The 25,170-nt window shown below is 59.5% G+C and carries 26 protein-coding genes; 17 read left to right on the plus strand and 9 right to left on the minus strand.

The features are described 5' to 3' along the window. The first annotated feature begins 14 nt into the window (after positions 1 to 14). The 11 genes from ACR0MO_RS17875 (at position 15) to ACR0MO_RS17925 (ending at position 8,034) form a co-directional block, all read left to right on the plus strand. Positions 15 to 872, plus strand: a complete 858-nt coding sequence (locus tag ACR0MO_RS17875) for an HpcH/HpaI aldolase/citrate lyase family protein (RefSeq protein ID WP_170455645.1) — start codon at positions 15 to 17, stop codon at positions 870 to 872. 7 nt (positions 873 to 879) lie between these two features. Continuing rightward, on the plus strand, positions 880 to 1,434 hold the full coding sequence (locus ACR0MO_RS17880) for an NnrU family protein (protein ID WP_170455642.1): 555 nt from the start codon (positions 880 to 882) through the stop codon (positions 1,432 to 1,434). A gap of 12 nt (positions 1,435 to 1,446) precedes the next feature. Next, the gene (locus ACR0MO_RS17885) at positions 1,447 to 1,653 is read left to right on the plus strand and encodes a DUF1737 domain-containing protein (protein WP_170455640.1); all 207 of its coding nucleotides are present in this window, start codon (positions 1,447 to 1,449) and stop codon (positions 1,651 to 1,653) included. Beyond that, the gene (locus ACR0MO_RS17890) at positions 1,653 to 2,681 is read left to right on the plus strand and encodes a MaoC family dehydratase (RefSeq protein WP_170455638.1); all 1,029 of its coding nucleotides are present in this window, start codon (positions 1,653 to 1,655) and stop codon (positions 2,679 to 2,681) included. The genes ACR0MO_RS17885 and ACR0MO_RS17890 overlap by 1 nt, the downstream gene beginning before the upstream one ends. A gap of 77 nt (positions 2,682 to 2,758) precedes the next feature. Further along, positions 2,759 to 3,421, plus strand: coding sequence for a DUF1194 domain-containing protein (locus ACR0MO_RS17895; RefSeq protein WP_170455637.1), 663 nt, complete (start codon positions 2,759 to 2,761; stop codon positions 3,419 to 3,421). A 213-nt stretch (positions 3,422 to 3,634) separates the two neighbouring features. Beyond that, positions 3,635 to 4,018 carry a succinate dehydrogenase, cytochrome b556 subunit gene (gene sdhC, locus ACR0MO_RS17900; protein WP_170624011.1) on the plus strand — a complete coding sequence of 128 codons (384 nt, stop codon included), beginning with the start codon at positions 3,635 to 3,637 and terminating at the stop codon, positions 4,016 to 4,018. Positions 4,019 to 4,029: 11 nt separating this feature from the next. Then, positions 4,030 to 4,401: a succinate dehydrogenase, hydrophobic membrane anchor protein gene (locus ACR0MO_RS17905; RefSeq protein ID WP_170455634.1), complete on the plus strand. Its 372-nt coding sequence runs from the start codon at positions 4,030 to 4,032 to the stop codon at positions 4,399 to 4,401. Positions 4,402 to 4,424: 23 nt separating this feature from the next. Continuing rightward, on the plus strand, positions 4,425 to 6,233 hold the full coding sequence (gene sdhA / locus ACR0MO_RS17910) for a succinate dehydrogenase flavoprotein subunit (protein WP_480627001.1): 1,809 nt from the start codon (positions 4,425 to 4,427) through the stop codon (positions 6,231 to 6,233). Between the two features lie 99 nt (positions 6,234 to 6,332). Beyond that, positions 6,333 to 6,959: a sulfotransferase gene (locus tag ACR0MO_RS17915; RefSeq protein ID WP_480892586.1), complete on the plus strand. Its 627-nt coding sequence runs from the start codon at positions 6,333 to 6,335 to the stop codon at positions 6,957 to 6,959. Between the two features lie 13 nt (positions 6,960 to 6,972). Beyond that, complete coding sequence (locus ACR0MO_RS17920) at positions 6,973 to 7,752, plus strand: succinate dehydrogenase iron-sulfur subunit (protein WP_170455629.1); 780 nt, start codon at positions 6,973 to 6,975, stop codon at positions 7,750 to 7,752. Between the two features lie 135 nt (positions 7,753 to 7,887). Beyond that, entirely contained in the window at positions 7,888 to 8,034 is a 147-nt protein-coding gene (locus ACR0MO_RS17925) for a hypothetical protein (RefSeq protein WP_170455628.1), read from the plus strand. Between the two features lie 271 nt (positions 8,035 to 8,305). On the opposite strand, the gene deoD is transcribed toward ACR0MO_RS17925, so the two are convergent. From deoD to ACR0MO_RS17940, 3 genes are all read right to left on the minus strand, one after another. Beyond that, entirely contained in the window at positions 8,306 to 9,019 is a 714-nt protein-coding gene (deoD, locus tag ACR0MO_RS17930; protein WP_170455627.1) for a purine-nucleoside phosphorylase, read from the minus strand. 17 nt (positions 9,020 to 9,036) lie between these two features. After that, positions 9,037 to 9,354 carry an H-NS histone family protein gene (locus ACR0MO_RS17935; RefSeq protein ID WP_170455626.1) on the minus strand — a complete coding sequence of 106 codons (318 nt, stop codon included), beginning with the start codon at positions 9,352 to 9,354 and terminating at the stop codon, positions 9,037 to 9,039. A 126-nt stretch (positions 9,355 to 9,480) separates the two neighbouring features. Further along, the gene (locus ACR0MO_RS17940; protein ID WP_480892588.1) at positions 9,481 to 11,448 is read right to left on the minus strand and encodes a methylmalonyl-CoA mutase family protein; all 1,968 of its coding nucleotides are present in this window, start codon (positions 11,446 to 11,448) and stop codon (positions 9,481 to 9,483) included. 144 nt (positions 11,449 to 11,592) lie between these two features. Between ACR0MO_RS17940 and ACR0MO_RS17945 the strand changes: the two genes are divergently transcribed. From ACR0MO_RS17945 to ACR0MO_RS17970, 6 genes are all read left to right on the plus strand, one after another. Further along, positions 11,593 to 12,981 carry a 1-acyl-sn-glycerol-3-phosphate acyltransferase gene (locus ACR0MO_RS17945; protein ID WP_170455624.1) on the plus strand — a complete coding sequence of 463 codons (1,389 nt, stop codon included), beginning with the start codon at positions 11,593 to 11,595 and terminating at the stop codon, positions 12,979 to 12,981. A 112-nt stretch (positions 12,982 to 13,093) separates the two neighbouring features. Continuing rightward, positions 13,094 to 14,380: a crotonyl-CoA carboxylase/reductase gene (gene ccrA / locus ACR0MO_RS17950; RefSeq protein ID WP_170455623.1), complete on the plus strand. Its 1,287-nt coding sequence runs from the start codon at positions 13,094 to 13,096 to the stop codon at positions 14,378 to 14,380. A gap of 365 nt (positions 14,381 to 14,745) precedes the next feature. Continuing rightward, complete coding sequence (locus ACR0MO_RS17955) at positions 14,746 to 15,465, plus strand: LuxR family transcriptional regulator (RefSeq protein WP_170455622.1); 720 nt, start codon at positions 14,746 to 14,748, stop codon at positions 15,463 to 15,465. A gap of 82 nt (positions 15,466 to 15,547) precedes the next feature. Next, positions 15,548 to 16,186 carry an acyl-homoserine-lactone synthase gene (locus ACR0MO_RS17960; RefSeq protein WP_480892590.1) on the plus strand — a complete coding sequence of 213 codons (639 nt, stop codon included), beginning with the start codon at positions 15,548 to 15,550 and terminating at the stop codon, positions 16,184 to 16,186. Between the two features lie 61 nt (positions 16,187 to 16,247). Next, complete coding sequence (locus ACR0MO_RS17965; protein WP_480892592.1) at positions 16,248 to 17,780, plus strand: ATP-dependent DNA helicase; 1,533 nt, start codon at positions 16,248 to 16,250, stop codon at positions 17,778 to 17,780. Continuing rightward, positions 17,777 to 18,505 carry an SDR family oxidoreductase gene (locus ACR0MO_RS17970; protein ID WP_480626997.1) on the plus strand — a complete coding sequence of 243 codons (729 nt, stop codon included), beginning with the start codon at positions 17,777 to 17,779 and terminating at the stop codon, positions 18,503 to 18,505. The genes ACR0MO_RS17965 and ACR0MO_RS17970 overlap by 4 nt, the downstream gene beginning before the upstream one ends. Positions 18,506 to 18,508: 3 nt before the next feature. On the opposite strand, the gene ACR0MO_RS17975 is transcribed toward ACR0MO_RS17970, so the two are convergent. The 6 genes from ACR0MO_RS17975 to ACR0MO_RS18000 form a co-directional block, all read right to left on the minus strand. Continuing rightward, positions 18,509 to 19,276, minus strand: coding sequence for a TIGR02186 family protein (locus ACR0MO_RS17975; RefSeq protein ID WP_170455614.1), 768 nt, complete (start codon positions 19,274 to 19,276; stop codon positions 18,509 to 18,511). Between the two features lie 2 nt (positions 19,277 to 19,278). Continuing rightward, positions 19,279 to 20,199 carry a sulfite exporter TauE/SafE family protein gene (locus tag ACR0MO_RS17980; protein ID WP_170455612.1) on the minus strand — a complete coding sequence of 307 codons (921 nt, stop codon included), beginning with the start codon at positions 20,197 to 20,199 and terminating at the stop codon, positions 19,279 to 19,281. Positions 20,200 to 20,456: 257 nt separating this feature from the next. Continuing rightward, entirely contained in the window at positions 20,457 to 21,425 is a 969-nt protein-coding gene (locus ACR0MO_RS17985; RefSeq protein ID WP_170522285.1) for an ABC transporter permease, read from the minus strand. Then, positions 21,425 to 22,519 (minus strand): ABC transporter permease, encoded by a 1,095-nt coding sequence (locus ACR0MO_RS17990; protein WP_170455607.1) that lies wholly within the window; start codon positions 22,517 to 22,519, stop codon positions 21,425 to 21,427. Before ACR0MO_RS17990 ends, ACR0MO_RS17985 begins: the two co-directional genes overlap by 1 nt. Before the next feature lies 1 nt (position 22,520). Further along, a complete protein-coding gene (locus ACR0MO_RS17995; RefSeq protein WP_480892596.1) occupies positions 22,521 to 24,050 on the minus strand; it encodes an ABC transporter ATP-binding protein in 1,530 nt (509 codons plus the stop codon). Positions 24,051 to 24,139: 89 nt separating this feature from the next. After that, positions 24,140 to 25,138, minus strand: coding sequence for a BMP family ABC transporter substrate-binding protein (locus ACR0MO_RS18000; protein ID WP_170455603.1), 999 nt, complete (start codon positions 25,136 to 25,138; stop codon positions 24,140 to 24,142). Between the last annotated feature and the right edge of the window lie 32 nt (positions 25,139 to 25,170).

The raw sequence follows: 25,170 nt of genomic DNA on the forward strand, positions 1-25,170 counted from the left end.
TTAGGGAGGCATCGATGGATCCGCGTCAACGCCCGTATCGTTCGGTTCTGTATATTCCCGGCTCGCGTGATCGGGCCCTGGACAAGGCACGCACTCTGCCTGTTGATGCGATCATCTTCGATCTGGAAGATGCAGTTGCAGCGGACGAGAAAGAGAATGCACGCGAGACGCTCAAGGCAGCCCTGGCCGCTGGCGGGTATGGTTCGCGGGTCAAGATCGTTCGAATCAACGGGCTGGACACCGAATGGGGCCGCGCCGATGCCGAAGCCGTGCGGGACATGGATGCCGATGTGGTTCTGCTGCCCAAGGTGAGCTCGGCCGCTGATGTCGACGCTTTGGCCGCAATCACCGGGGATCTGCCGATCTGGGCGATGATGGAAACCCCGCGCGGGATGCTGAACGCGGCCGAGATTGCGGCCCATCCCCTGATGGCGGGCTTTGTCATGGGCACCAACGATCTGGCGAAAGAGCTTCAGACACGCTTCCGCCCGGATCGCCTGCCGCTGATAACGTCTTTGGGCCTGTGCCTGTTGGCGGCCAAGGCCGAAGGTCTGATCATTGTGGACGGCGTATATAATGCGTTCAAAGACACAGAAGGTTTGGCCGCCGAATGTGCGCAGGGCCGGGATATGGGCTTTGACGGTAAAACTCTGATCCACCCGGCGCAGGTCGAGGTCACGAATGAGGCCTTCGCACCTTCGGATGCCGAGATCGATCTGGCCCGCCGCCAGATCGCCGCCTTTGAAGAGACCGAGGCGCAAGGGCAGGGCGTTGCTGTCGTTGACGGCAAGATTGTCGAAAACCTGCATGTTGTAACCGCACGTGAAATTCTGGCAAAAGCGGAGGCGATTACAGCTTTGCAAGCGGGGTAAGCCAGCAATGGGTTTTGTACTTCTGATCCTCGGGGTGGCGCTTTGGTGGGCCGCACATCTGTTCAAACGCGTCATGCCGGATCAACGCGCCGCGTTGGGCGATGCGGGCAAGGGCGCGGTGGCCTTGGCGTTGGTCGCGGCGATCCTGTTGATGATCTTCGGTTATCGCATGACCGACTTCATCCATGTCTGGGCCCCGCCGACCTTTCTGATCCACGTCAACAACCTGCTGGTGCTGATCGCGATCTATCTGATGAGTCCGGCTGGTGCGAAAGGCCGCCTGCTGAACAAGGTTCGCCACCCGATGCTGGGCGGATTCAAGCTGTGGGCTTTTGCGCATCTGCTGGTAAACGGCGATCTGGCGTCCATTGTCCTGTTCGGAGGGCTGCTGGCCTGGGCGGTGGTCGAAGTGATCGTGATCAACAAGTCCGAACCCGAATGGACCCCGGGCGAGCCCGGCACCTATGGCAAGGACGCGATGTTCTTTGTCGCCTCGATCGTCTTGCTGGGCATCATCGGTTATATCCACGGTCTGGTCGGCCCGTCCCCCTTCGGCGGATAAGGAACTGAAATAATGGCAAAGCTTTATCGTCTGTTGACGGAAGAAGACACATCCGCCTTCTGCCACAAAGTGTCGGACGCATTGGCCAAAGGATGGGAGCTGTATGGCGACCCATCCTATGCCTATGACACGGCAAACAGCGTCATGCGCTGTGCGCAGGCCGTGACCAAAGAGGTCGAAGGCGACTACTCCCCTGAAATGAAACTGGGACAGCAATAATGGCAAAAACCAATCCGGGCCGCTTTTTTGAGGATTATTCCGTCGGGCAGGTGCTGACTCATGCAGTGCCCCGCACCGTAACGGATGGCGAGCGGGCGTTGTATCATGCGCTGTATCCGGCGCGGCATGCGCTTTATTCCTCGGACGAATTTGCGCGCAGCTGCGGATTGCCGGAAAGCCCCCTTGATGACCTGTCGGCGTTTCATGTGGTCTTTGGCAAAACCGTGCCGGATGTGTCGCTGAACGCGGTGGCCAATCTGGGCTATGCGGAAGGGCGTTGGTTGAAACCGGTTTATCCCGGCGACACGCTGCGCTCGGTTTCCGAAGTGATCGGGGTCAAGCAGAACTCGAACGGCAAAACCGGCGTGGTCTGGGTGCGCACCCGTGGCCTTAACCAATTGGATGAGGTTGTCATCGACTATGTGCGTTGGGTCATGGTTCGTAAGTCGAACCTGGATGCACCCGCGCCGGACACCGTTGTGCCCGAGCTGAAAAAGGTTCTGGAGCCACAGGATCTGGTTGTGCCCGAGGGGCTGGATTTCTCGAACTACGATTTCATGCAGTCGGGCGAACCCCATCGCTGGGGCGATTATGAGATCGGAGAAAAGATCGACCACGTCGATGGCGTCACCGTCGAAGAAGCCGAGCATATGCTGGCAACTCGCCTGTGGCAGAACACCGCCAAGGTGCATTTCGACCTGACCTTCCGGCCCGAAGGGCGGCTGATCTATGGCGGTCACGTAATTTCGATGGCGCGGACCCTGTCCTTTAACGGTCTGGCCAATGCGCAGATGATCGTGGGTCTGAATGGTGGCGCGCATGCAAACCCGTGTTTTGCAGGTGACACGATCAAGGCCTGGTCCGAGGTTCTGGACAAAGCCGAAACCGATGTTCCGGGCGTCGGTGCCCTTCGCCTGCGGCTGGTCGCGACCAAAGGCGGCACGCCGTTTGAGTTGCGCAATGAAGACGGCAAGTATCACCCGGACGTGTTGCTGGACCTCGATTACTGGGCCCTGATCCCAATGTGATGTGACCCGGTCAGATCGCGCGGATCTGATGACGCTGATGTGAGTACAGCGTTGATTTTCCGTGCTAGGTTGGCGGCATGACCCTGCTTCGCACACTTGCCGCCTGCCTTTGCCTAGCGCCCCCTGCGTGGTCCTGTGATCTGGCGCTGGCGCTTGCGGTGGATGTCTCGGGGTCTGTGGACAGCAACGAGTTTCGTATTCAGATGGATGGTCTGGCGGCTGGCTTGCGTGATCCGATTGTGTCCGAGGCATTGGTGCGCGGGCAGGCCCAGTTGATGCTGGTGCAGTGGACCGGGGCCTCGCGCCAAAGGGTAACAATCCCCTGGACCCGAATTGACAGCTTCGATGCGCTCGACCGGTTCGCCGATCAGGTGGCGCAAGACCCGCGTGTCTGGCGCAATTTTTCAACCGCGATAGGTGAGGCACTGGAGACCACGGTGTCCAGCTTTGATACGGTGTCGGAATGCAAGCGGCTGCTGATCGACATCTCGGGCGACGGAATATCGAACGAAGGGGTCGAACCCACGCAAATCCATGGGCTGTTGAAAGATCGCGGCGTGACAGTAAATGCCATCGCTATTGAAGAGAGTGAGCCTGATCTGACAGCCTATTTCTACGAAAACGTAATAGTCGGAGAAGGGGCGTTTGTTGTGTCCGCAGCCGGGTTTGCGGACTACCCCGAACGCATTCGCAAAAAGCTGCTGCGCGAAGTCACCCAGCAATCTGCCGCCCTGGAATAGGTGGGGAAGATTCGTGATCACATTGATTGATCAGTGAAAACGCTAACATTGAGATGGCTGCATGTGATTTGTGATCACAGTATTATTTAGTGTGATCACATATGGGGCAAAACGTCCATTTTGCACTAAAATTACCCGTTTTTGCGGGTGCAGCACGTGACAGCACAGGAAAAAAGGGTAAAACGACTGGTAGCCAAAGTAAGAGGAGCCGCCATGGCCGATGTCAATCGGGGCAATCGCCCGCTCTCGCCACATATTATGATCTACCGCCCGCAGATGACCTCGTTGTCGTCGATCATGGTTCGACTGTCGGGTCTTGCGGTATTTGCCATCGCAGCACTTGTGGTTTGGTGGCTGCTTGCCGCGGCCACGTCCGAGGCCGCATTTGCTGGCATCGACGGCTTCCTACTCAGCTGGTTCGGTCAGCTCATCCTGACGGGTGGGGTCTGGGCACTGTGGTACCACACGCTGGGGCGGTTGCGTCACGTGGTGTGGGACTTCGGCTATTGCCTCGACGTTGATGTGTCCGAGAAGATGGGCATTGGCATGTTTGTCGGGGCGACCGTTCTGACCATCATCACCATGCTGTTGGTGTAAGGAGAATGGCGATGCAATACCTCACCGACCGCAAACGCGCGCAAGGCCTGGGCGCGGGGAAATCCGGAACGCAAACACATTGGCGCACCATGGTCCGGGCGATGATCCTGGCCATTCTGGTGCCCCTGTTCATCTTCACTTTTGGCTATGGCATCGGCGGAACCTACGAAGAGGTTCTGGCCTATTTCGCCCGTCCCTTCCCGGCCATTGTCACCGGTCTGACTTTGGTCGTGGGTCTGCTGCAACTCATGTATGAGGCGCAGGAAACCATCGAGGATTACGTGCACGGGATCGCGGAAAAGATCACACTCGTTGCGATGTGGGCCTTTGGCTACACGCTGATGGCTGCGGGGCTGTTTGCCCTCGTCAAGCTGGCCCTGTGATGACGCGCTAAGGATCAGAGAAAATGACAGCAGCATATGAATATGAAACCCACGAATATGACGTCGTGGTTGTCGGGGCAGGCGGCGCCGGTCTGCGCGCAACGCTGGGTATGGCGGAACAGGGCCTGCGCACGGCCTGTGTGACCAAGGTTTTCCCGACCCGCTCGCACACGGTTGCAGCACAAGGCGGTATCGCGGCGTCTCTGTCGAACATGGGGCCGGACCACTGGCAGTGGCATATGTACGACACCGTCAAGGGCTCGGACTGGCTGGGTGACACGGACGCGATGGAATACCTTGCGCGTGAAGCCCCCAAGGCGGTTTACGAACTTGAGCACTACGGCGTGCCGTTCAGCCGGACCGAAGAAGGCAAGATCTACCAGCGCCCCTTCGGCGGCCACACCACCGAGTTTGGCGAAGGCCCCGCCGTGCAGCGCACCTGTGCCGCCGCCGACCGGACCGGCCACGCGATCCTGCACACGCTGTACGGGCAAAGCCTCAAGAACAATGCCGAGTTCTACATCGAATATTTCGCCATCGACCTGATCATGTCCGAAGACGGGCAGTGTCAGGGCGTTGTCTGCTGGAAGCTGGACGACGGCACCATGCATGTCTTCAACGCCAAGATGGTTGTGCTGGCGACCGGTGGCTATGGTCGGGCGTATTTCAGCGCCACCTCGGCCCATACCTGCACCGGCGACGGTGGTGGAATGGTGGCCCGCGCAGGCCTGGCGCTGCAGGATATGGAATTCGTTCAGTTCCACCCGACCGGCATCTACGGCTCGGGCTGCCTGATCACCGAAGGCGCACGGGGCGAAGGTGGTTACCTGACCAACTCGGAAGGCGAGCGGTTCATGGAGCGTTATGCGCCCCAGTACAAGGATTTGGCTCCGCGCGACTATGTCTCGCGTTCGATGACGATGGAAATTCGCGAAGGCCGTGGTGTTGGCGGCGAAGGGGATCACATCCACCTGAACCTCAGCCACCTGCCTGCCGAGGCGCTGGCAGAGCGTCTGCCGGGCATTTCGGAAAGTGCCAAGATCTTCGCCGGTGTCGATGTCACCAAAGAACCGATCCCGGTTCTGCCGACCGTGCACTATAACATGGGCGGTATCCCGACCAACTATTGGGGTGAGGTTCTGAACCCCACCGCCGATGACCCGACAGCTGTCGTTCCCGGCCTGATGGCTGTGGGTGAGGCCGGTTGTGCCTCGGTCCACGGCGCGAACCGTCTGGGGTCGAACTCGCTGATCGACCTTGTGGTCTTTGGCCGCGCGGCGGCGATCAAGGCGGGCAAGGTTGTCGATGCCGGTGCTCCGAACCCGGTTCTGAACCAGGCGTCGGTTGATAAGGCGTTTGACCGCTTCGACACGGTCCGCAACGCCAGCGGTGCGATCCCAACCGCCGATCTGCGGCTTGAGATGCAGAAGACCATGCAGGCCGACGCCGCCGTGTTCCGTACCGCCAAGACTATGGCCGAGGGCGTCGAGAAGATGACCGCCATCGCCGCCAAGATGGACGACCTGAAAGTCACCGACCGCAGCCTTGTCTGGAACAGCGACCTGATGGAGACGCTGGAACTGACCAACCTGATGCCAAGCGCGCTGGCCACCATCGTCGGCGCCGAGGCGCGCAAGGAATCCCGCGGCGCCCACGCGCATGAGGATTTCAGCGAACGCGATGACGAAAACTGGCGCGTTCACACTGTCAGCCGGGTCGAGGGCAACAAGGTCGAGCTCAGCTATCGTCCGGTCATCGTCGATCCGCTGACCAACGAGGACGAAGGCGGCATCAGCCTCAAGAAAATCGCGCCCAAGGCGCGGACCTTCTAAGGAGCGTATTGACCAGGCAATGGTGTGCAAACGCCAAATACCCACGGACAACGCTGCGACCTATGGCCGTTGGACACTGTGCTGTGTCTGGGGGCTGGTATGACGGTTCAGGCGTTACGCTCTGCTCAGGCCGATCCGAAGATCATTCTGGTCGGTCTCAACCGCTGCGCAACGACCTCGTTCCACAGGTTGTTTCAGGACAGCGGCATCCCATCGGTGCATTGGGTGGATGAGCGGGGCGAAAATCTGGCGCATCGCATGGTGACAAATATATCCATGGGCCGCAAACCTCTGGACGGGTTTGGCGCTGTTCGGGCGTTTACCGACATTGCCTTTGTCAATGTCCGCTTCATGCTGGACGGTGCACGGTTCTTTCGCGAACTGCACGCGGGCTACCCGGATGCCTATTTCCTGCTGAACACGCGCAATCGGGACGACTGGATCACATCCCGCGCGCGCCACAACCAGGGCCGGTATCTGGATCGTTGCTGTCAGGCCAACGGTCAATCGGCGGACGAAGTGAAACAGGGCTGGGCGCATATGTACGACGTGCACCATGCCGAAGTGCAGGACTATTTCGCCGAAAACCCAAGGTTTCTGCGATTTGATATCGACCGGGACGAGCCGCAGGCCATTGCCGACTGGCTGTCTCCGGATTTTGACGTGAACATTGCCCATTGGGGGCACTATAATCGCGGCGCGTCCAAGCGCGCCCGGACAGGCTGAATGGAGAATTGACATGGTTCAACTGACCCTGCCCAAGAATTCCCGGATCACCACCGGCAAGACCTGGCCCAAACCGGAGGGTGCGAAAAACCTGCGCAAGTTCCAGATTTACCGCTGGAACCCGGATGACGGGCAAAACCCGCGCGTCGATACCTATTTTGTCGATATGGACAACTGCGGTCCGATGATCCTGGACGCGCTGATCAAGATCAAGAACGAGATCGACCCGACCCTGACATTCCGCCGCTCGTGCCGGGAAGGGATCTGTGGCTCTTGCGCGATGAATATCGACGGGATCAACACTCTGGCCTGTATCTATGGCATGGATGAGATCAAGGGCGACGTGAAAATCTATCCGCTGCCGCATATGCCGGTGGTCAAGGACCTGATCCCCGATCTGACCCATTTCTACGCTCAGCACGCATCGATCATGCCGTGGCTGGAAACCAAGACCAACCGCCCGGCGAAAGAGTGGAAGCAATCCATCGAAGACCGCAAGAAACTGGATGGTCTTTATGAATGCGTTATGTGCGCCAGCTGCTCGACATCCTGCCCCAGCTACTGGTGGAACGGCGACCGCTATCTTGGCCCCGCCGCCCTGCTACACGCCTATCGCTGGATCATTGACAGCCGGGATGAGGCCACAGGTGAGCGTCTGGACGAGCTGGAAGATCCCTTCAAGCTGTATCGCTGCCACACGATCATGAATTGCGCCAAGACCTGCCCCAAGGGTCTGAACCCGGCGGCTGCGATTGCGCAGATCAAGAAAATGATGATCGAACGCTCGGTTTAAGGCGTTTTTGAATCAGCGCTTGCCGGGTTGCGGCAAGCGCATGCCGCTATTGCAAAATCAGGCGATGCAGCCGGGCGCGACACGGTCTAGATTTGCAGTAGGGAGGAGTGATGGGATCAAATCAGGATCACTCCGATGACAACAAAACCACAAACCCCGAAAGTGACCGCCAAAGAAGCGCTGGACCTGCTTGAGCAGGCCTGGGCCTATTACACGCCTGAACCAGCACCGGCCCTAAAGGCGCGAGAGCCCGAGCTGTTTGAATACGCAAACGCCGCCTGACGGCTTGCCAATAGCCGACAGTATGGGCGAAACAGAACCATGCCCGTTCTTTTGCTACTTCTGGCCGCCGGGGTCTTTGCCTATTTCTTCTGGCGGTCGCGCACGTCTTCACTGACGCGCGAGTGCCGATGGCGGCAACATCGCGATGAAGGTCGGTGGGTCTGCGCCTATTGCGGCGCAAAAACGGAAAGTTCTGACAGCCCAACCCAGTGTTTGCGCCAGTCTTCAGGCCGATAGAAACCGGGCAGAGGGGTCCTCTGCCCGTTCCAGTTTAGCCTGCGTCCGGAAAGGCGGCGTGCAGGGCAATCTCGACCATGTCACCAAAACTGCTTTCGCGGTCGGATGAGGGCAGTGCCTCACCGGTCAGCAGATGATCGGACACGGTCAACACGGCCAAAGCCCGGCATTTGTGACGGGCGGCGAGGATGTAAAGCTCGGCCGCTTCCATCTCGACGCCCAGAATGCCGTGACGCACCATCTGTTCGTTCAGATCAGGGCGTTCGTCATAGAACACATCCGAGGAATAGATGCCGCCGATATGGGTGGGCGTGCCTTTTGCCTTGGCCGCCACGGCGGCGGCCTGCAGCAAATCCCAATCTGCACAGGGAGCAAAATTCATCTCTTTCATGATGCCCCGCGAAGGGGTGCTGAGCGTTGTCGAAGTCATTGCCAGAATGACGTCGCGCAGATTCACGCTGTCCTGCATCCCACCGCAGGACCCGATGCGGATCAGCGTTTTCGCGCCATAGTCCCGGATCAGTTCATTCACGTAGATCGACAAAGACGGCATTCCCATACCGCTGCCCTGAATGGTGACAGGATTGCCCTTCCAGCTGCCTGTGAAGCCCAACATGCCCCGAACGTTGTTGACCTGCTTTACATCGTCCAGAAACGTCTCAGCGGCCCATTTCGCGCGATACGGATCGCCGGGCAAAAGAACGGTTTCGGCGATTTCACCTTTTTCCGCGCCAATATGAATCGTCATTTCGGCACCTGTCCCGATTAGATTTCCAGATCGGAAATATCCGCGCCGGATTTCAGCGCATCATGAACCCATTGCGGTTTCCGGCCACGACCTGTCCATGTCTGGTCCGGATTTGCAGGGTTGCGGTATTTGGCCTGTGCCTTGCTGCCTTTTACGGAACGCGGCGCGTCACCCGACAATTCGGATAGCGAGAATCCAAATTCAGCGGCTGCCTTTTCCGCCGCTTTCAGCGCTTCCTGACGTTCACGTTTCTCGGCGTTTACAAGGGCTTTTTCGACGTTTTCGCGCAGAGATACCAGCTCTTTTCGCGACATCGTTTCCAGGTTTATCCCCATAATTTTGTCTCCGTCCTGATAAGTGTTACCGCGTGCGCCAAGGCGCACCGCAATTGCAAACAACGCGATACTCTACTCCCAATGAATTGGGAATAGAAACGGGGAAATAATCGGTTAAAACGTCCGTTATTCAGCGGCCAGGTTTTTCGGGTCCACCAATTCCACAATATCGCCCATGATCGAATTGAGTTCGAAATTCTTGGGGGTGTAGACTTTTGCGACGCCCATGGCCTTCAATTGTTCCGCATCCTCATCCGGAATAATTCCGCCAACAACGACAGGGATGTGATCCAGACCCGCTTTGCGCAGCCGTGCAAGGACATCCTCGACCAGCGGCAGATGGCTGCCGGACAGGATCGACAGGCCGATAACATGGGCGTCGTCATCTGCAGCGGCAGTCACGATCTCTTCGGGGGTCAGGCGAATACCTTCATAACTGATGTCCATACCGCAATCCCGCGCACGGAAGGCGATTTGTTCCGCCCCGTTTGAATGGCCGTCCAGACCGGGCTTGCCGACCAGGAATTTCAGACGGCGGCCCAGCTTGTCGCTGACCGCGTCCACCGCGGCGCGCAGGTCGTCCAGACCTTCGGTCTTGTTCGAAACCGAACCCGAAACGCCTGTCGGGCCGCGATAGGTGCCGTAAACCTTGCGCATTTCCTCGGCCCATTCACCGGTGGTGACACCGGCCTTTGCGGCGGCAATCGACGGCTCCATCACATTTGTGCCGTTCTGCGCAGCCTCACGCAGCGCGGCCAGTGCGGCCATAACGGCGGCATCATCCCGCTCGGCGCGCCAGTCGTTCAGGCGGTTAATCTGTTCCTGCTCGACAGCCGGATCAACAACCATGATCCCGCCATCTTCGGTTTGAAGGGGCGAGGGCTCGCCCTCGATCCATTTGTTCACGCCGACCACAATGGTTTCATTGCGTTCAATCCGGTTCAGGCGCTCGGCGTTGGAATCGACAAGGCGGGATTTCATGTATTCGATCGAGGCAACGGCACCCCCCATCGAATCGAGGTTGGCCAGTTCTGCGCGCGCGCCTTCTTTCAGTTCTTCGACTTTGGCGTCCACCGCCGGGTTGCCGTCGAACAGGTCACCATATTCCAGCAGGTCGGTCTCATAAGCCAGAATTTGCTGCATCCGCATCGACCATTGCTGATCCCATGGGCGGGGCAGGCCAAGCGCCTCGTTCCAAGCCGGCAACTGCACCGCACGGGCGCGGGCCTTTTTCGACAGGGTCACGGCCAGCATCTCGATCAGAATGCGGTAGACGTTGTTTTCCGGCTGCTGCTCGGTCAAGCCCAGCGAGTTCACCTGAACGCCATAGCGGAATCGGCGGAATTTTGGGTTCTCGACGCCGTAGCGGTCTTGCAGGATTTCGTCCCAAAGATCGACGAAGGCGCGCATTTTGCACATCTCGGTGACAAAGCGGATGCCCGCGTTCACAAAGAACGAAATCCGCCCGCACAGCGCCGGGAAATCCTCGGCCGGAACACGAGGGCGCAATTCATCCAGAACTGCGATGGCGGTGGCCAGCGCATAGGCCAGTTCCTGTTCCGGCGTCGCGCCTGCCTCTTGCAGGTGATAAGAACACACGTTCATCGGGTTCCATTTCGGCACGTGGGTATAGCAGTACTCGGCCACGTCCGCGATCATCTTCAGCGACGGTTTGGGCGGGCAGACATAGGTACCACGGCTCAGGTATTCCTTGATCAGGTCGTTCTGCACCGTGCCTTGCAGTTTCGAGACATCCGCGCCCTGTTCCTCGGCCACCGCGATATACAACGCCAACAGCCACGGGGCCGTGGCATTGATCGTCATCGAGGTGTTCATCTGCTCCAGCGGAATCTGGTCGAACAGAACCCGCATGTCACCCAGATGGCAGACCGGCACGCCCACTTTGCCAACCTCGCCACGGGCCAGAGTATGGTCACTGTCATAGCCGGTTTGCGTCGGCAGATCGAAGGCCACCGACAGGCCGGTCTGACCTTTTGCCAGGTTTCCACGATACAGCGCGTTCGAGGCTTCGGCGGTGGAATGACCGGCATAGGTCCGGATCAGCCAGGGGCGGTCTTTCTGCGTCTGCGTCATGGGCGGGCCTCGCATGTCGTTCGGTAACAAAATTACGTATGAGGGTTCTAAAGCGCAATTTTCAGGACATGTCAATTCGCTGCGTTGCGGCATTTCAAAATTGTGCAGATTGTGAGCGGTTTCGATTAGTGGCACTGTGCCGACATGATGCAAACCGTGGAACTTCCGCTCTGGCTTTTCCTGCTGATCGTGGTCTTTGCCATGGTCACGTTCGCGTCGCATTTCTTGTTCCCATCGGTGCGCTGGTTTTTTCGCCGCAGGCTGGAACGGGCGGTGTCGCGATTGAACAAACGTCTGCAACGCCCGATTCAGCCGTTCAAGCTGGCCCGGCGGCATGACATGATCCAACGGCTGATCTATGACCCGCAGGTCGGGCACGCCGTACAAAATCACGCGCGCGAGGAAGGCATCCCCGAGGCAGTGGCCTTTGAAAAGGCCCGCCGCTATGCGCGCGAAATCGTGCCCTCGTTCTCGGCCTTTGCTTATTTCAGCTTTGCCATTCGTTTGGCCCGGTTGCTGAGCAACACGTTCTACAACGTGCGCCTCAGCTATGAAGACGAAAGCGCCGTCAAGGACATCGACCCCGAGGCAACGGTTGTCTTTGTCATGAATCACCGCAGTAACATGGACTACGTGCTGGTCACCTATCTGGCGGCGCAGCAGTCGGCCCTGTCTTATGCTGTGGGGGAATGGGCGCGGGTCTGGCCGCTCAGCCGGTTGATCCGGGCAATGGGGGCGTATTTCATCCGACGGAAGTCCGGTAGTGAGCTGTATCGGCAGGTCCTGGCCAGCTATGTCCGCCACGCGACCGAGGCAGGCGTGACCCAGGCGATGTTCCCCGAAGGCGGGCTGAGCCTGACCGGCGCGCTGGGTCGGCCTAAGTTGGGATTGTTGAAATACATCATCGATGGCACCTCGCCGGACGGGCGGGATGTTGTGTTCGTGCCTGTGGCCCTGAACTATGACCGGGTGTTGGAAGACACCATTTTGACCCATGCCGCTTTGGGGACCGAGCGGCGCTTTCGTGCGCGGATCGGTGTCATCACCAGCTGGATCGTCAAGCAGCTCTGGCGTCGCCTGATCGGGCGGTACAAACGGTTCGGGGTGGCCTCGGTGCGGTATGGCCAGCCGATCTCGCTCAAGGAATTCTCGGCCAGGGCGGGCGATGACATCATGACCGATCTGGCCCGTGCGCTGATGGTGCGGATCGGGGCGGCGATACCGATGGTGCCCGGCCCGGCGGCCTGTTCGTTGTTGCGCGAAAACGGTCCGATACCCGAGCAGGACGTGAAGGCTCGGATCGTCGCGATGATGGAGCAGGATGGCGGCGAATCCGCCGAGACGGCGACAGCCGTGACAGACGCGCTGGATCAGTTTGTCGAGCGCCGCATTCTGAGCCGAGATGGGGACATGCTATGCCTGTCTGGCCAGCGCGGCGATCTTCTCGATTTCTACGCCAACTCACTGCCCAACCACATGAATTCCGATGATTCTGCGGATGCGAAAGAAATTTCTGCACCTGCGGGGTCATAAAATTACAAATTCGATCCAAAAACGGTTGCAATATTTCGCGTCGATCAATATTCCAGTCGATGAAGCGCGCGATTCTGCGTCGCGGCAAAGGTATTGAGAGAAGGAGGCCAGCATGGCTTTGGACACCGAAAGCGGTATCGCGTCGTACGAGGCACCCGAAAAGGACCTCTATGAGATGGGGGAAATCCCTCCGATGGGGTTTGTGCCCAAGCAGATGTATGCCTGGGCAATCCGGAAAGAACGTCATGGTGAGCCCAACACCGCCATGCAGCAGGAAGTGGTCGATGTGCCGACCCTGGACAGCAACGAAGTGCTGGTTCTGGTTATGGCTGCGGGCGTGAACTATAACGGCGTCTGGGCTGCACTGGGTCAGCCGATCAGCCCGTTTGACGGCCACAAGGCACCCTATCACATTGCGGGTTCCGATGCGTCGGGCATCGTCTGGGCCGTTGGCGACAAGGTCAAGCGCTGGAAAGTCGGCGACGAGGTTGTCATCCACTGCAACCAGGACGATGGCGATGACGAAGAATGCAACGGCGGCGATCCGATGTATTCGCCCAGCCAGCGCATATGGGGTTACGAGACACCCGACGGCTCGTTCAGCCAGTTCACCCGCGTGCAGGCACAGCAGCTGATGCCGCGCCCCAAGCACCTGACCTGGGAAGAGGCCGCCTGCTACACGCTGACGCTGGCCACCGCCTACCGGATGCTGTTCGGTCACGAGCCGCATGACCTGAAACCCGGTCAGAACGTTCTGGTCTGGGGTGCCTCGGGTGGTCTGGGGTCTTATGCGATCCAGCTGATCAACACCGCAGGTGCAAATGCGATCGGTGTGATCTCGGACGAAAGCAAGCGTGACTTTGTCATGGGTCTGGGTGCCAAGGGCGTTCTGAACCGTAAGGACTTCAACTGCTGGGGTCAATTGCCCACCGTGAACACTCCAGAATATGCCGAGTGGTTCAAAGAGGCCCGCAAATTCGGCAAGGCGATCTGGGACATCACCGGCAAAGGCAACAATGTCGACATGGTGTTCGAACATCCGGGCGAAAGCACCTTCCCGGTCTCGACCTTCGTGGTCAAGAAAGGCGGCATGGTTGTGATCTGCGCCGGCACCACCGGCTTCAACTGCACCTTCGACGTGCGCTATATGTGGATGCACCAGAAGCGCCTGCAGGGCTCGCACTTTGCGCATCTGAAACAGGCCGCAGCCGCGAACAAGCTGATGGTCGAGCGTCGTCTGGATCCCTGCATGTCCGAAGTGTTCTCGTGGAATGATCTGCCCGAGGCGCATATGAAAATGCTGCGCAACGAGCATAAACCGGGCAACATGTCGGTACTGGTTCAGGCCCCGCGGACCGGCATGCGCACCCTGGAAGAAGTGTTGGACGCGCGCCCCTAATCTGCCCGCAAAACAGACAAGAAACACCCGCGAATCGGCCTTTCGGTTCGCGGGTGTTTTGCGTTTTTCACCCGCCCTTCGGCCTTTCAACAGGTTGCAAAATCACCCCTCGCTGTTTTTGGGGAGTAGAAACCGGTGAATAGGCTGAAAAAGATCATACATGTTATGGTTGTGTTAACCCTTCGTTAACTGTTTCAGAGAGACCCTGATGGCGCAAAATGAGTGGATTTTGGACGTATTGTCGGACCTCAACGCGTTCGCCGTTGCGAATGGGTTAACCGCCTTGGCCGAGCAGCTGGATGATACACGGCTGATCGCTGCGGCCGAGATCGCGTCCATGAAGGATGAGGCACGGGCGCCCGCGGATGGGAACAGAACTCGATTTGGGTCAGATCCTGCAGGATTTGGAAAACACCAGCACGCTTGACGAGCTCAGCGCGGTTGCATTTCGACTACGTGACCGTCTGAAGGTCGCACATCTGACCTATCACTGGGTGGACGGGGCCGGGGATCAATACGGTTGTACCACCTATTCCGATGACTGGGATGAACGGTATCGGGAAAAGAACTACCACCGCATCGACCCTGTCATTCTGGGCTGTTTCCAGCGGTTTCACCCGGTCGACTGGAAGGCGTTGGACTGGTCGAGCAAAGTGGCCAAGGTCTTTCTTCAGGACGCACTGGCGCACGGGATCGGCAACCAGGGCTATTCGATTCCGATCCGGGGGCCCAACGGGCAATTCGCGCTGTTCACCGTGAACCACAGTTGCGACGATCAGACCTGGCAGGATTTCATCTCGACCTACGGGCAACAGCTGATCCTGGTGGCGCATTACATCAATCGCAAAGCGCTGGAGTTTGAAAAGGACAGGCAGCCCGAGTCGACGCGTGGCCTGTCACCCAGAGAGATCGACGCGATTACCCTGCTGGCGCTTGGATATAGCCGCGCGCAGGTGGCCCATTCGCTATCGATTTCCGAGCATACTTTGCGGGTCTATATCGAAAGCGCGCGGTCGAAACTGGGCGCGCAGAACACAACGCACGCAATAGCCACAGCACTCAGCCGCGGGTTAATAGTGGTTTAAGCAACGTACGGTCCTCGAACAGTTAATTAACCACGTCTCTGTACCCCTTTCGTTCTTAAAAGAACGACGAGGGGAACACGTCATGTTGCGTTATCTGTATGCTGACGAGCTGCATAAATTTCCAATTCTGGCCGAGGGGATGTTTCGCGATCGCGCAGATCAGTTCAAAACCCGTTTGGGTTGGGACGTGCACGTTAACGAAAAAGGGGAAGAGCGGGATCAATATGACGATCTCAATCCGCTCTATGTCATCTGGGAAGAACCCGATGGCAGCCACGGGGGATCGATGCGGGTGCTGCCCACAACCGGCCCGGTGATGGTGAACGAAGTCTTTGGCCATCTGAACGAGGGCGAGCCGATCTGCAGCCCCTTGATCTGGGAGGTGACGCGCTTTTGCCTGTCCCGGACCGCCAGTCCGCATACCGCCGGGGCCATCATGCTCAGCGGGGGCGAGATGATGGAAGGGTTCGGCCTGACCCATATCGCCGGGGTGTTCGATGCGCGGATGATACGCATCTATCGCATGATCGGCTCGTCCCCGATCGTTCTGGGGACAGAGGGCAAGGGGCGCGATCAGATCTTGGTCGGGCTGTGGCCATATTCGGCAGATGACTGCAATCGCGTGGCAGCGCGGGCGGGCATCCCGCGGGACCTGTCGCGCCTGTGGTTCAAGACCGCTTTTGGCCCCGGCAGACGGCACCGGTTTGCCTTGTCTGCGTGACGGCGACGAAAACGGCATTCCGCATCTGGTGGTGGCTGGCGCGGCCTTGTAGGGTCGCGCCATGTCTTTGCCCAATGTGATCTTCTCGGACGATCAGGCCGCCGCATATGACAGCATCGCCGAGATGCTGCGCTCAGCCGGTGTGGACCTGGAAGATGATGCGCTGCTCAAACTGCCGGGGGCCGGAAAATCCGGTGTGATGGCGGTGATCGGCAAGGCGGGGTCGGGCAAGACTCTGTTGCTGGCAGAGCTGTATAAGGCGCTGGCCGAAACCGGCGTTCAGATCGTGTCGGGCGACTATGAAAGCCGTAAATCCAGGGACAAGCGCACGCTTGCGATTCTGGCCCCCACGAACAAGGCCGCCAGCGTCCTGCGCCTGCGCGGTGTTCCGGCCACAACCATCCACCGCATCCTCTATACGCCGGTTTACGACCCCGAATATGAACGCATCGCCGAATGGCTGGCCGGAAATGACGACCGGCCCGAGATCGAGGGCCTGACAGATGAGGCGCTGGATCGCGCAGCGGCGTTTTATGAAAACAACAAATCAATTCCCGGCGCGTTGGCGGCTGCGGGGTTGCGTGGATCGGATTTCATCACCGGTTGGAAACGCCGGGATGAGCCGCTGGATATTGGCTTTGTCGACGAAGCCTCGATGCTGGATGACCGGCAGTTCGAAGACCTGAAAGAGATCTTCCCGACCCTGCTGATGTTCGGCGACCCCGCTCAGCTTGCCCCGGTCAACCAATCCGGCAGCATGGTGTTCGAGGCGCTGCCAGAGCCGCGCAAGCTGGTGCTGCACCGGGTCCACCGGCAGGACGCGGATAACCCGATCCTCGATCTGGCCCATGCGTTGGCCGATCCGTCCATGGGGTTCGAAGATTTCGAGCGTCTGGTCGAAGACACCGCCCGCCGCGATGATCGTGTGGTCTGGGGCCAGCGGGTCGAGGTTGATCTGATGGCCCGCAGCCCGGTTCTGGTCTGGCGCAATGCAACGCGCATCCGGCTGATCCAAGCGTTCCGGCAGGTCCATGGTGCGCCGGATACCGAGTTGCTGGAAGGCGAACCTCTGATCTGTGACGGGATCGAACTGCCTTTGAAACACCGCAAGAAGCGGCTGGATCTTGAGGCGCGCGGGCTGATCAAGGGCGCTCAGGTTGTCTATCTTGGGCCGGGGCGCAAGCCGGGGTTTTCGCGCTTGCATGTGATGGGGGCCGAGGACCCTCAGGTCAGTGCAGCGTCGATTGTGCAGATCGAAAAACCGAACGAAGAAGAACCGTTCATCCCTTATGCTGCCCGCATGGGGGCGACGTTTTTGCACGGCGCGGCGGTGACGATCCACAAGGCGCAAGGGTCCCAATGGGACACGGTACAAGTCTTTGCACCAGACATCTATGCAGCAGCCCGGATGGGCCGGACCGAGGCCGGGCAGCCATTGTGGAAACGGCTGGCCTATGTGGCCATCACACGGGCGCAGGAGCGGCTGATCTGGGTGGTGCGCAACCGACTGTCGAAACCCACCCATCCGCTGCGCGTGGACGACCTGCGCGCGGTCCCTGCGGCATCCCTGACATTGGAGGCGGAAGAGACATGAAAACCATCATCGTCACTGGCGCAAGCTCGGGCATCGGGCAGGCCACGGCCGAGCTGTTTCTGGCCGAGGGCTGGATGGTCGGCCTGTTGGCCCGCAGCGAAGACAAGCTGGCCGCGATGGCTGACGGTCAGCCGCGCGCTGTGCCATTGGTTGCGGATGTGACGGACCCCATCGCCGTGGCCCGAGCCTTTCGATCCTTTGCCAACCGGGCCGATCGGCTGGATGTCCTGTTCAACAACGCGGGCATCTTTGCCCCCGGTGGCACAATCGACGAAATCGCGCTGGAGGATTGGTACCAAAGCGTCAACGTGAACCTCAACGGGATGTTCCTGTGCGCGCGTGAGGCGTTTCGGCTCATGCGCAGCCAGGCGCCACAAGGGGGACGGATTATCAACAACGGCTCGATTGCGGCCTATGTTCCACGCCCCAACTCGGTGCATTACTCGGCCACGAAACATGCCATCACCGGCCTGACCCGCAGCCTGTCATTGGATGGGCGCGACTTTGGCATCGCTTGCGGTCAGATCGACATTGGAAACGCCCGCACGCAGATGGTTCAGGGGCTGGTCGATGCGGCCGTCGCAAACGGCGAAACGCCGGACCCGACAATGGACGTGCAGGACGCGGCGCGATCTGTCTTGCACATGGCCAATCTACCGCCCGAGGCGAACGTGCAGTTCATGACCGTGATGGCCACCACGATGCCCTATATCGGACGGGGCTAAGCGTTACTTCTCGCGCAGCAGACGGAAGGCGGTTGATGCGCCCCAACCCGCAGCAATGGCGATGACCAGCGACATCAGGCCGTAAAGAACAGGCTGCTGGCGGGACATGTTGTACAGAAACCGCTCCAGCCCCACCTTGCGCACGTCAATGGTGGTTTCGTATTGCGAGACAACCTCACCCCCCCGGGTCAGGTAAATCCGCGCCACATAATCGCCTTCGGTCAGGTCAGCAGGCATCGCGATCGAGGTGCGAAACAGGGTTTGTTCGTCCACCGCGACCGTGTTTTCCCGAATCGAATACAGGTCTTCGTTTTCGCGAATCCGCACCACCGCATCGGCAAATTCCTGAGCGCCCCGAATATGCATCGCCGCCCCGACCGAGCGGATCGCCCGTTCGATGGAAATGCGATAGCGCAGGTCTTCGGTGTCGGTGATGATCTCGTCAAACGGCGCGCTTGTGGCGACGGCATAGAAGCTGGGGGCAAGATCGACCAGAACGCTGTCGGTGTTGACCCAGATACCGAACCTGCGTTCCTTGCGCCGCACCGTGATCGGTTCGGACGGGCCTGCGACGGACACGATGACCTCAAGCGGGGGCCCTTCGGGGATCGGGGCCTCGCGCTTGATGGCGCCGAAGATCAGGATCTCGGAGCCGTCAAAATTGGCGGTGATGGCAACACGGTCCTGGCTGAGACCCAGAACAACCTGTTCCTCGGCTGCGGCGGCGGGCAGGCACAACAGGCACAAAGCGGCGATCAGAGGGCGCAACATTCTCAGTGCCCTCCGCTGTCGCCAAGCGAGAACAGCTCGGTCGGTTCCAGTAGCAGGTCCAGCGCCAGCTTGCCGCAGACGACCAGAACCAGCGCGGCCAGCAGAACACGCAGTTGCTCGGCCGGCATACGCGCGCCGATTACGGTGCCGATCTGCGCGCCGATGACGCCTCCGACCAGCAAAAGCACCGCCAATACCACGTCAACGGTGTAGTTGGTGGTGGCGTGCAGCATGGTGGTGAAGGCGGTGACAAAGATGATCTGGAACAGCGAGGTGCCGACCACGACCTTGGTCGGCATGCCCAGCAGGTAGATCATCGCGGGCACCATGATGAAACCGCCGCCGACGCCCATGATCGCTGACAGAACGCCCACGCACAGTCCGACCAGAACCGGCGGAATGACCGAGATATAAAGGCCCGAGGTCCGAAAGCGCATTTTGAACGGCAACGCATGCACCCAGCCGCGCTGTCTGCGCTTGGCAGGGGTGGCGTTGCCCTTTTTTACGCGCCGAAGCGCGCGCAGGCTTTCGACGAACATCAGGCTGCCGATAACGCCCAGAAACACGACGTAGCACAAGGTGACCAGCAGATCGACCTGACCCAGCCCCTTGAGGTAGTTGAAGATCACCACACCCAGGGCCGCGCCTATCAGACCGCCTGTTAAAAGCACCGTGCCCATCTTCAGATCGACCGTCTTTCGTCGGAAATGCGCCAGCACGCCCGAGAAGGACGAGGCAACGATCTGGTTGGCTTCGGTCGCAACCGCGACAGCAGGTGGGATGCCGATGAAGAACAGCAGGGGCGTCATCAGAAAGCCGCCCCCAACACCGAACATTCCGGACAGGATGCCGACCATCCCGCCCAGCCCTAACAGAAGAAAGGCATTCACGGAGACTTCGGCGATGGGAAGGTAGATCTGCATGTTGTCTTCTAGTCGGGCGAATGGGGCCAGTTCAATGCGACAAAGCCGCGATCAATTGGGATGGTTAAACACCGGAATTTATACGTTTCCGTGACAGCCTGGCAGCGTATCGAGGTGATCTGTAGACCCCTGGTCACGCTGCTGTCTGGCAAAGGAAACACGCACATACCCTTTTAGAGCGGTTGCGGCATGCAAAATCAACTGTGCATGCCGCTCTGCAGCAAACAGGACCCAGAATTGTCTCGAAACTGGACTTATCAGCGTTCCTTTACATAGGGCTCACCACCCGCGCGGGGCGGTACCGCCTTGCCTACGAACCCGGCCAGAATGACGACGGTCAGGATATAGGGCAGGGCGTCCATCACCTGAACGGGAATCACCACGCCGCCCAGATCGATATTCTGGAACCGCAGCGCAACGGCTTGCAGCAGGCCGAACAGCAGACAGGCCCACATGGCATGCCACGGGCGCCATTTCGCGAAGATCAGTGCGGCCAGCGCAATGAAGCCCCGGCCGGCGGTCATCTCTTTGACGAACCCGGCCTGCAGCGCGGTCGCCAGATACGCCCCTGCAATACCGCAGAGCACGCCACAAATGGCCACAGCGGCAAAGCGCAGACCGACCACTGAGACGCCAGCCGTATCCACCGCCGCCGGGTTTTCACCCACCGCCCGCAGGCGCAAACCGAACCGGGTGCGATACAGGATCCACCAGGTCAGCGGCACCATCAGAAAGGCGATGTAAACCAGAATCGAATGGCCCGACAGCAGCTCGGAGTAAATCGGGCCGAGAATTGGCACACCGCTCAGCGCTTCGGCAAAGGGAAACTCGATAGGCTCGAACCGGCCTTGCCCAAACAGGGACGGGGTGCGTCCGCCCTGCTGGAACCAGCTTTGGGCGATCAGTACGGTCAGGCCCGAGGCCAGAAAGTTGATGGCAACGCCCGAGATCAGCTGATTGCCCCGGAAGGTGATCGAGGCCACCCCGTGCAGCGCCGACAAGACCAGCGACGCGCCGATCCCTGCCAAAAGGCCCAGCCAGACCGAACCGGTTACGGCAGCCACGGCGGCCGAGAAAAAGGCTGACATCAGCATCTTGCCCTCAAGCCCGATGTCGAAGATACCCGCGCGTTCCGAATAAAGCCCGGCCAGACAAGCCAGCAGCAGCGGCGTGGCCAGACGGATGGTCGAATCGAGGACCTGGATGAGGGTAACGAAGAATTCCATCACTCAGCCCCCTTCCGCAGACCCAGGAACAGCTTTTCAAGCGGCATGCGAACCATGTTGTCGAGCGCCCCGGTGAACAGGATGACCAGCGCCTGAATGACGACGATCAGTTCCCGCGGGATCGAGGTCCACAGCGCCAGTTCTGCGCCGCCCTGATACAGGAAGCCGAACAGCAGCGCCGCAAGGAACACGCCGAACGGGTGCGACCGGCCCATCAGGGCCACCGCGATGCCAATAAAGCCCGCGCCTTCGGTCGAGTTGAGAACCAGCCGTTCCGCCTCACCCATCACGTTGTTGATTGCCATCAGACCCGCCAGCGCGCCCGAGATCAGCATAGCGATGATGGTGATGCGCACAGGCGAGATACCGGCATAAACGGCCCCGGTTTCCGAATGGCCATAGGCGCGGATTTCATAGCCCAGCCTTGTGCGCCAGATCAGGGCCCAGACGATCACACAGGCCAGAATCGCCACGAAGAACGAGATATTCGCAGGTGCTCCCCGGAACATCACATTCTCGGCGGTTGAGAACATCGACTGGAAAGTCGGCAGGTGGACCGCCTCGGGGAAGCGCGCGGTCGCCGGGTCTTGCGAGCCCTGTGGGCGCATCACATTGACCAGCATGTAGTTCAGGAAGGCAGCGGCGATGAAGTTGAACATGATCGTTGTGATCACGATATGGCTGCCGCGCTTGGCTTGCAGATAGGCCGGGATCGCGGCCCATGCCGCGCCAAACAGCATCGAGGCGGCACAGGCGGCCAGCAGGGCAATGCTCCAATGCGGCCAGGGGACATACAAGCAGACCATGGCAACGCCAAGCCCGCCCAGCATTGCCTGACCTTCGCCCCCGATATTGAACATCCGCGCGTGGAACGCGACGGCCACGGCCAATCCGGTGAACATGAAGTTGGTGGCGTAGTATAGCGTATAGCCCCAGCCATAGGTCGATCCCAGCGCGCCGGTGACCATCAGGTTTACGGCCTCGACCGGGTTTTCTCCGATGGCCAGAATGACCAGCGCCGAAAGGATTGCGGCCAGTAGAAGGCTGATCACCGGGATCAGCACGACATCGGCCCATTTGGGCATTTTATCCATGTTACGCGGCCTCTCCCGCAACACCGGCCATCAGCAGGCCCAGTTCTTTTTCATCCGTCTCGGCGGGCAGACGTTCGCCCATGATATGTCCGTCAAACATCACTGCGATCCGGTCGGACAGTGAGAAGATTTCCTCCAACTCGACCGAAACCAGCAGGATGGCCTTGCCCTGATCGCGCAGGGCGACGATCTGTTTGTGAATGAACTCGATCGCGCCGATATCGACGCCTCGGGTCGGTTGCCCGACCAGCAGCAGGTCGGGATTGCGCTCAATCTCGCGTGCGACGACGATCTTTTGCTGGTTCCCGCCCGAAAAGCTCTTTGCGGTTAGCCAGCCATTCGGCGGGCGCACATCGAATTTCTCGATCTTCGCTTCGGTATCGGCGCGCAAGGCGGCGTTATCCATGAAGATGCCGCGCTTGTAAGCCGGGTCGCGGTGATAGCCGAAGGCCACGTTTTCCCAGGCGTGGAAGTCCATGATCAGACCTTCGCGCTGGCGATCCTCGGGCACGTGGGCAATGTGCTGCGCGCGGCGCGCCTGCCCGTCAGACCCATGCCCGCTCAGCGCCAGGGGTGCGCCGTTCAGCTTGATGGAGCCCTGACCCGGACGCATCCCGCCCAGAACCTCCAGCAATTCCGACTGACCATTGCCCGCAACGCCGGCAATGCCGACGATCTCACCGGCCCGGACGGTCAGGTCGATGCCTTTGACCCGCTCAACACCGGCGCTGTCAAAGACTTGCAGGTTTTCGATTTCCAGAATCGGTTTGCCCGGCTTTGCAGGCACTTTATCGACCTGCAGCAGAACCTTGCGGCCCACCATCAGCTCTGCCAGTTCTTCGGGGCTGGTCTCGGACGTCTTGACGGTGGCCGTCATCTGCCCGCGCCGCATGACCGAAACAGTGTCGGTGTTCTCCATGATCTCGCGCAGTTTATGGGTAATCACGATAATCGTTTTCCCCTCGGCCCGCAGCCGGTCGAGGATGCGGAACAGCTGGTCCGCCTCGGACGGGGTCAAAACGCCGGTGGGTTCGTCGAGAATCAGAATCTCGGCCCGGCGGTACAACGCCTTTAGGATCTCGACCCGCTGTTGCATGCCAACACCGATCTCGTCGATGCGTTTGTCGGGATCGACGAACAGCTCGTATTCTTCTTCCAGCGCTTTCAGTTCCTTACGCGCCTTGGCGAGCGACGGCGCCAGCATGCCGCCATCCTCGGCCCCCAGAACGATGTTTTCCAGAACGGTGAAGTTTTCGACCAGTTTGAAATGCTGGAACACCATCCCGATGCCCGAAGCAATCGCCGCCTGACTGTCCGGAATCTCGGTCTTGGTGCCGTTGATCCAGATCTCGCCTTTGTCGGCTTTGTAAAACCCGTAGAGGATGCTCATCAGCGTGGATTTGCCCGCACCGTTTTCACCGATGATCCCATGGATCGTTCCGGGGGCGACGCTGATGGAAATGTCTTTGTTGGCCTGAACCGGCCCAAAGGCTTTGGAAATCCCTTTGAGCTCAATGGCGGGGACGGTCATGTCGTGTCCTCAATTGCCGAAGGGACCGCGCAACCGGCGCGGCAGAAGGAAAAAGCGAGGCGAAAGAGACCCTCCGCCCCGCATGGGTTTTAGAATTGCAGTGCCGGGCAGCTGTCGTTCTCGTAGTAGCTGACAACCGAGACATTGCCGTCGATGATGTCGCGCCGTGCGCTTTCGATGGCCGAGCTCATTTCTTCGGTGACCAGCTCTGCGTTGTTTTCGTCCATTGCGACGCCAACGCCTTCTTCGGCCAGACCCATCGAGAAGACACCGGTTTGCAGGTCTTCACCCGCCTTCATGGCGTCATAAACGGCAACATCCACGCGCTTGAGCATTGAGGTCAGCACTTTGCCCGGATGCAGGTGGTTCTGGTTGCTGTCCACGCCGATCGACAGGATGCCTTCGTCGGCTGCGGTTTGCAGAACACCAACGCCGGTGCCGCCTGCGGCCGCATAGATCACGTCAGCGCCCTGACTGATCTGCGCCTTGGTTAGTTCCGAACCCTTCACCGGGTCGTTCCATGCCGCGGGGGTGGTGCCGGTCATGTTGGCGACAACTTCGATATCCGGGTTCACGGCCTTGGCACCTTGGGCGTAACCGCAGCCAAAGTGGCGAATCAGCGGGATGTCCATGCCGCCGATAAAGCCAACGGTGCCCGACTGGGACGCCATCGCTGCCATCATGCCGACCAGATACGATCCTTCATGTTCTGCAAAACCGATCTGACGGATATTCGGAGCCTCCAGCCAGGTTACGTCAACCGCAACAAACTTGGTGTCCGGGTAATCACCGGCAACAGCGGCCAGCGGATCGGCCATGGCAAAGCCCATGGTGATGATCGGGTTGGCACCGGCTTCGGCAAAGCGGCGCAGGGCCTGTTCGCGCTGGGCTTCCGACTGAAGCTCGATCTCGCGGTAGGTTTTGCCGGTCTGATCTGCCCAACGCTGTGCGCCGTTATGTGCGGCTTCGTTGAACGACTTGTCAAACTTGCCACCCAGGTCAAAGATCAGCGCCGGTTCGGCCAGGGCTGCGCCAGCTGTCAGTGCGACCGCCGCAGCGGCACCCATCAGAGATTTCATGAGGGTCATTTCTTACTCCCGTTGTTTTTGTCGTTGGTCCA

Source organism: Ruegeria sp. K5 (assembly GCF_056531805.1).